Source organism: Burkholderia sp. WSM2230, from assembly GCF_000472445.1.
In the GTDB taxonomy this organism is placed as follows: Bacteria; Pseudomonadota; Gammaproteobacteria; order Burkholderiales; family Burkholderiaceae; genus Paraburkholderia.
Genome location: NZ_AXAJ01000027.1, coordinates 1 through 8248 on the forward strand (window position 1 = coordinate 1; position 8248 = coordinate 8248).

Here is an 8248-nt window from a genome sequence, read left to right on the forward strand (position 1 = left end):
CGCTGGCGGACATCCGGCTGGACAACCTGTACGGGCCGACGGAGACGACCGTGGCCGCGCTGTACCGCCATACACGCGATGAGGACGTGCATCAGGTGACGGTGCCGATCGGTCATCCGTATCCGGGGCGCACGGCGCGGGTGCTGGACGCNTCCGGNGATGAAGCGCCGGTGGGCGGCCTGGGGGAGCTGTGCATCGGCGGGCCGACGGTGGCGCGCGGGTATCTGGGCAGACCGGCGCTGACGGCAGAGCGGTTCGTGCCGGATCCGTACGGCGCGCCGGGCGCGCGTCTTTACCGCAGCGGCGACCTGTGCCGGATGCGCGCGGACGGCACCGTCGAATTCCTCGGACGGCTCGATCAGCAGGTGAAGCTGCGCGGCCAGCGCATCGAACTGGGCGAGATCGAGGCGGTGCTGCGCCAGTGCGAGGGCGTGCGCGAGGCGGCGGTGATTGTCGTTGGCGAGGGGCAGAAGCAGAGAGTCGCGGCGTATGTGGTGGGGGAAGGCGAGAGAGCCCGGGCAGGGAACGCTCATGCGGGCGATGCACAGGCAGGTGAGAACCGGGCAGGGAACAACAGAGCCGGGGACGCTGCGAACACCCATGCAGAAAACGCAAACGCGGCGGCCTCAGCAACGCTCGACGCCGCCCATCTGCAACGTGAACTGGAACAGAGGCTGCCGGGCTACATGGTGCCGTCCTCGGTGACGGTGCTTGCGCGGCTGCCGTGGATGCCCAACGGCAAGCTCGACCGCGCCGCGCTGCCCGCGCCGCAGACGGAGGTGCGCGAGCGTATGGCGCCATCGAACGAGGTCGAATCGGTGCTGCTGTCGATCTGGAGCGCGGTGCTCGGGCGCGATGATCTCGGTGTTGCCGACAACTTCTTCGAAGCCGGCGGCGACTCGATCCAGAGCCTGCAGATCATCGCGCGGGCACGCGAGGCGGGCTGGCGGCTCACGCCGCGGCAGATCTTCGAGCATCCGACAGTCAGCGGTCTCGCGCAGCGCGCACAGCGGCTGGACACACGCGCGACGCAGGAGGTCGACGACGGCGCCGCGCTCGCGTTGACGCCGATCCAGCGGCTGTTCTTCGAGCGTTATCCGCAAGGCGAGTCGCACTGGAACCAGGCGGTGCTGCTGAAGGTCAAGGGCCGGCTCGTGCCTGCGGCGCTGGAGCGCGCGGTGGCGGCGCTGGAGGCGCGTCACGACGCGCTGCGGCTGCGGTTCGTGCGGGAGGCGGGGGAGTGGAGGCAGGTGGCGGTGCCGGCGCGGGTGGGTGAAGCCGCGCCGGTGGTAGAAGGGTCGCAAGGCTCCGACGCACCACAAGCCTCAGAAGCACCACGCGCCTCAGAAGCACCGCAAGCCTCCGGAGCATTACAACCCTCGGACCCATCGCAAACCGCGATCATCCACCACGAGAAACTGCCCTGCCTCACACACCTCACAGCCGCCTGCGAGCGTATCCAGTCGAGCCTGAACATCGAGCACGGCCCGGTGTGGCGCATCGGCCACTTCGAGACGCCAGACGAAACCCGTCTGCTGATCGCAATTCACCACCTGTCGGTGGACGGCGTCTCGTGGCGCGTGCTGCTCGAGGAACTGCAGACCGCCTACGGGCAGGCCGAACGCAACGAGCCCATCCAACTGCCCGCCGCGTCGATGCCGTGGCGTGCCTGGGTGCGCGAGCTTCATCGGTATTCGCAATCAGAAGATTTGCAGTCCGAAGCAAATTGGTGGAGCGAGGCGCTGAGCGTAGTCGACGCCGCAGCCGGGCTTCCGCTGCGCGCGCCTGCCGGCACACGGGTCGCCGAAAGCGAGGCCATCGACTGGACACTCGATGCGACCCGCACTCGCGACCTGCTGCAGAAAGCGTCGCGCGCATACCGGACGCGGGTCGACGAACTGCTGCTCGCAGCGCTCGCGCAGGCGCTCGGCGCATGGAGCGGCGCCGCGGAGATCGCCGTCGAACTGGAAGGCCACGGTCGCGAGGACGTGATCGAGGGCGCCGACCTGAGCCGCACCGTGGGCTGGTTCACGACGCGTTTCCCGGTCGCGCTGCCCGCCGCACCGGCGGCGTCCGGCGACGCGCTCGTCGCCGTCAAGGAACGCGTGCGCGCGGTGCCGAACAAAGGGCTGCATTGGGGATTGCTCGACGAGAGCCGCGCGCGCCCGCGTCCGGCGATCAGCTTCAACTACCTGGGGCGCTTCGATCAGTCGTTCGACGAGGCGTCGCGTTTCGCCTTCAGTTCCGAGGATGCCGGCAGCAGCCACGGAGCCGGCGCACGCCTCGACTATGCGCTCGACCTGAACGGCATCGTCACCGGGGAAACATTGCTGCTGCGCTGGCGCTTCGATCCGGCACGGATCGACCGCGAGAGTGTCGAGCGCATCGTCTCCGCCTTTGATCAGCACATCGACGCGCTGATCGCGCATTGCGTCGCCGCGCCGCCGGGCGCGACCGCGTCGGACTTCCCGCTGTCGGGCCTCGATCAGACGCAATTGCGTGCACTGAATCTGGCGCTCGGCGGCGTCGCCGACATTTATCCGGCCACGCCGTTGCAGCAGGGCCTGCTCTATCACAGCGAGTTGCAGCAGGGCGAGGGCGTCTACGTCAACCAGCTGCAACTGACGCTCGACGGCCGCCTCGACGTCGCCGCGCTGCGCGATGCCTGGCAGGCCGCCATCGCGCGGCACGACATGCTGCGCACGCGCTTCGAGTGGCGTCATGGCGAGGCCGCGTTGCAGATCGTGCAGCGCGACGCGGTGCTGCCTTTCGCGGTGCATGACTGGCGCGACGCGCACGACTACGATGCGCGCCTCGCCGCGTGGCGCTCGGCCGATGTCGCCGCGGGCATCGATGCGTCGCGCGCGCCGCTGATGCGCGTCAACGTTTTTCTGCGTCCCGATGGCCGCTTCGATCTCGTGCGCACGCATCATCACGTGCTCACGGACGGCTGGAGCGGCGCGCGGCTCCTCGCCGAAGTCTTCGACGACTACGAGCGTGCATTGGGCGGACCGGCGGGCGCCGCGACGGGCATGCTCCCGTCGTACCGGCGTTACGTCGAATGGCTCGCGGCGCAGCCCGATCCGCGCGACTGGTGGACAAAGCGCCTCGCAGCCGCCGACGATCCCGGCACGCTGACCGCGAGCCTCGCCGCGCCGAGCGATACCCTGCCGAGTGCAGCGTCTGAAGAAGCGTTGAAGGCAGCGTCGAACGAACCGCGGACCGAGCCCTGCAAGATCGTGCTCGAACTTGACGCGCTGCTCGATGCGCGAGTGCGCCGCGCTGCACAGCGGCATCGCGTGACACTGAACACGCTGATGCAGGGGGCGTGGGCCGTGCTGCTCGCGCGATTGAGCGGCAAGCGGTCGGTCGCGTTCGGCGTGACGGTGGCAGGCCGGCCCACATCGCTGCCTGGATCGGAGGAAATGTTCGGACTCTTTATCAATAGCCTGCCGGTGTTTGCGGCGGTGTCGGGCGACATGACGGTATCGGCCTGGCTCGACGCGTTGCAGTCCTACAACCTGCAGATGCGCGAAGTCGAACACACGCCACTCACGTTGCTTCAACAATGGGCGGGCCGCAATGGCGACGCGCTGTTCGACAGCCTGATCGTTTTCGAGAACTATCCGGTGGCGCCGCGCACGGCATCCGCGCAAGCCAGCAGGCTGCGCGTCGACCGCGTGGATTCGTTCGAGCGCACACACTATCCGCTGACCCTGACGATTCTGCCGACGTCGCGTATCGAACTGCAATGGCAGTGGCACAGCAGGCGTCTAGCGCGTACCCAGGTCGAGCAGTTGCAGCGGCAATATCTGGCGCTGCTCGACCAACTCGCCGACGACGGCGAGCGTGCCCCCCGCTTTGTCGGCGAACTCGCGGTGCGGCGCGATGCGCCGCATGCAGAGCCGTTGCCGGCGTCGGTGCCGGCGCTGCGTGCCTGTCACGAGCGCTTTGCGGTGGAAGCGGCACGCGTGCCGCAGAGGATCGCCGTCCGGCAGAACGGCGAGGCGTTCGACTACGCGACGCTCGCTCGCTGGTCCGCGACTATCGACGCGCGCTTGCGCGCGAGCGGCGTCGCGCGAGAGGAACGCGTGGCCGTCTGCATGCGCCGCTCACCGGCGCTGATCGCCAGCATGCTCGGCGTGTGGAGGAGCGGCGCGGCCTATCTGCCGCTCGATCCGTCGTTCCCCGCCGAGCGACTCGCGGGCATGCTGGACGACGCGGGCGTCGCGCGTGTTATCGCGGATGACGAGGGCCGCGCGCGACTGGGCCGCGCGCTCGACGGCCGCATCGTGCTGGACGCCGCCATTGCTCCGATCGCCGTAACACCCGAAACCTTTACCGACGATGCAGCAGGCGCGACGCCGCCCGCCGTACCGTGTGACGCGTCGCAACTGGCCTACGTGATCTACACGTCCGGTTCGACGGGTCGGCCCAAGGGAGTAGCGGTGTCGCACGGCGCGCTCGCGCGGCTGCTTGTTAGCGTCGGCATCGAACCGGGAATTAATCAGGATGACGTACTATTGTCGATCACTACGCCGTCGTTCGACATTTCTCTGCTCGAGTTCTGCCTGCCATTGACGAGAGGCGCATGCGTCGAAATGGCCGACGCTCAGACGGTGACGGACGGCGCGGCGCTCGCGCGGCTTATCGACGACAGTGGCGCGACTTGCATGCAGGCGACGCCTTCCGGCTGGCGTCTGCTGCTCGAATCGGGTTGGCGCGGAGCATCGCGCGGACGGCTTACCGGCATCGCGGGCGGCGAGCCGTTGCCGGCCGACCTCGCGGTGCAGCTTGCGCAGCGCGGCGTCGACTTGTGGAATCTGTACGGTCCCACGGAGACGACGATATGGTCGAGTTGCGCCCGCGTGTCGAACGCTGGACCGATCACGGTGGGCCGCGCATTGCATGCGAACGCGCTGCGCATCGTCGACGCGAGCGGGCAATTGACGCCGCAAGGCGGCGTCGGCGAACTGTGCATTGGCGGAGACAATCTCGCGCGCGGTTATCTGGGCCGCGCGGGCCTCACCGCCGAGCGTTTCGTGCCGGACCCGTACGGCGCTCCGGGCGCGCGCATGTATCGCACCGGCGATCTGTGCCGCGAGCGGCCGGACGGCGAATTCGAATGCCTCGGCCGCATCGACCAGCAGGTCAAGCTGCGGGGCTGCCGGATCGAGTTGGGCGAGATCGAGGCGGCGCTGCGCGACTGCGACGGCGTGCTCGACGCGGCGGTCGCGCTCGTGCCGGGCGCGGGCGATGCCGAGGCGCGGCTCGTTGCTTATGTCGTTTGCGATGTCGGCGGTGAAGGCGTCGGGGAAGTCGGCGGCGAGTCGCGTCGAGTGCCGGCCGCCTGGCGGCAGATGCTCGCCGCACGCCTGCCGGGCTACATGGTTCCGGCGGCGCTGTACGAGATAGACGCGTTGCCGCGCACCGCAAACGGCAAGCTCGATCGCAATGCGCTCGCGCACTTCGACACCGCGCCCACAACAGAGTTGCCGTGGATCGAGCCGTCCGGCGAAATGGAAGCGCTGATTGCGCGGCTTTTCGGCGACGTACTCGGACTCGCGCGGGTCGGCGCAGACGACGATTTCTTTGCGCTCGGCGGACACTCGCTCGCGGCAGTGCGCCTCATTGCGCGGCTGTCGGAGCAGGTAGGCCACAAGGTCGCGCTGGGCGCGTTGTTCGATAACCCGACGCCCGCGTTGCTGGCTGCGTTGCTTTCGCATTACGTCCAGGACGATCAACAGCGCGGCGCGTCGCCGAACGCGCCCGCAAACGATGAGCTGGAGGTGCTCGATGACCTGTTCGATGGACTCGATTGAAAGCGCGAGCGCGGAGCGGCTGCACGGACGGACGGGCAGCGAGCATCGTGGTCGCCTATGGCCGTTGATGCCGTTGATGCCCTCGCGCTATTTGCCTGGTCCGCGGCCCAGTGGTGGTCTCGCAGCCTTCGCATCCTTCGTTTTGTTGCGTGCACGGCGCGTTGCGGAAGCCATGTCGATTCGATATGGACGTGCACTGCTCCGTCGCCGCGCCGCCGTTCATCGCTCAACCACGAACACCATATGCGGTCGCGACGCCCGCACCGACCAGATTGGATTGACACCATGCTGACTACGAATTGCAAAGAACCGGCCGACACGCCAGAGGCTGCCACTGCCTTCACTTCATCCGCTACTGCAGGCGAGGCGCCCAGCCAGGCGCTCGCGATTGCACGCAAGTACGCCGCGCTGTCGCCGGAGCGTCGGCGGCGTTTTCGCGAGAAGGCGCGCGAGCAGGGGATCGATCCCGCTCGTCTGCCAATCGTGCCGTTGTCGCGCGAGGTTGATGACGCGAGTGAGACCGGACGCGTTGCATCGTCGGGGACTGCTGACGCGGGTGCTTCGGTTTCGGCGTCGACCGCAGCAACTTATCCCCTGGTGCCCGCACAGGAGCGCCTATGGTTCCTGTGGAAGCTGGATCCGATGAACCCCGCGTATAACCTGTCACGCGCGCTACGGCTGACAGGGCGTCTCGATGTGCGCGCATTGCGCCGGGCGTTCGATGCACTAGTCGCTCGTCACGGCGCGTTGCGCGCGCGTTTTGTGGAGACGCGCGGCGTCGTTGCGCAGTGCATTACTGACGACGCCGGCTACCTGTGGCGCGAACACGCGCTCGACGATCCCGCGCAACTGGGAAATATGCTGCGTGCCGCCGCACGCAAACCGTTTGATCTCGTGCAGGGGCCGCTCGTGCGCGTGGAGCTCATCAAGATCGATACGGAGTGCTATGCACTGTCGATCGTCGTGCATCACATAGTGTCCGACGGCTGGTCGCAGTCGCTTCTCGTTCGAGAGCTGGCGACGCTCTATCGCGCGGCGCTAGCGGGCGAAGGCGTCGCACTGGCTCGTGCGCTGCCGCCGCTCGACATCCATTTCGGCGATGTCGCCGCGTGGCAAAACGAGTGGCAGAACGGCACGCTCGCCGACGATCTCGCGTACTGGACCGGGCGGCTTGGCGTGGAGCGGCCCGCGCTCGAGTTGCCGCTGGACCGGCCGCGCCCGGCGGTGCGCGGCATCGAAGGCGGACGCGCGAGGCGCGAGCTGGCGCCCGAGCTCGCGGATCGTTTGCGCGACGTCGCACGCGCCCAGCGCACGACGCTTTTTACTGTCCTGCTTGGCGCTTATGCGGCGCTACTGTACCGCTACGGCGGCCAGCCGGGTGTGCGGATCGGCGTGCCGACGGCAGGGCGGCAGCGCAGCGAAACGGAGAAGCTGATCGGCTATTTTGTCAACACGCTCGTGATCGATGTGGACGTCGACGGAAGCATGCCGTGCAGGACGCTCTTCTCCCGCTTGCATGCGCGAGTGCTGGAGGCGCACACGCACCAGGCCGCACCGTTTGGCCGCGTTCTCGACGCGTTGCGGACCGAGCGCTATCTCGGGCGCTCGCCGCTGTTCCAGGTCATGTTCAACCTCGAGCAGGCGACGAGCGAAGCATCCGTTGCGATGCCGGGTCTCGTCGTCGAGCCGGAGGCGGGCGGCACGGACACAGCGCGTTTCGATCTGGTGCTGAACGTCGTCGACGATGGGCGTAGCCTGCGCCTGATGTTCAATTATGCAGCCGATGTGTTCGACGCAAGTACAGTGGAGCGCATTGCATCGCAGTACGAAGCTGTTCTGATGCAGATGGCCGACGGTGTTGGGCGGCGGGTTGGATCGCTGAGGTTGCCTGTGCAGCATGANGCGGCGCCGTTGCAGCGGTATGCGTTCGAATCGCCNGGCAGGGCGCTCGGGGCGCAGGCGAGGCGCACGCCCNCGGCGATCGCGCTGCGCTGTGAAGAGGCGAGCCTGACGTATGCGGAGCTCGATGCGTGGTCGGCATCGCTCGCGGCGCGGCTTCTCGCGCAGGGCGTGGGCGCGGAGCGACGCGTGGGACTGTGCGTCACACGCGGGCCGGCGCTGATCGCGGCGCTGCTTGGGATNATCCGCTCGGGTGGTGCGTTCGTGCCGCTGGATCCGGACTATCCGGCCGCGCGCCTCNNACAGATGATCGGTGATGCCGGCATCGTGCAGGTGATCGCGGATCGGGCCAGCGCTGGGCGGGTTGCCGATGTGCTGGCGGGATGTGAGGTGGTGGATGTGGGCGATGTGGGTGATGTGGTTGATGTGCGTTTGGCGCCGCAGACGTTGCAGTCAACGAACTTCGCCGACATCGCCCTGCATCCCGACCAGCTTGCCTACGTGCTGTACACCTCGGGCTCGACGGG

Annotated in this window: 2 protein-coding genes; both read left to right on the forward strand. The window is 67.9% G+C overall.

Annotated elements, in window-relative coordinates; translation table 11 throughout:
* Positions 1-5822, forward strand: a 5822-nt coding sequence (locus tag A3AC_RS0128840; RefSeq protein ID WP_025603094.1) for a non-ribosomal peptide synthetase, incomplete at its 5' end; no start/stop codon positions are given.
* Positions 5823-6464: 642 nt separating this feature from the next.
* A partial coding sequence (locus tag A3AC_RS0128845) for a condensation domain-containing protein (protein ID WP_442856539.1) occupies positions 6465-8248 on the forward strand: 1784 nt, incomplete at its 3' end.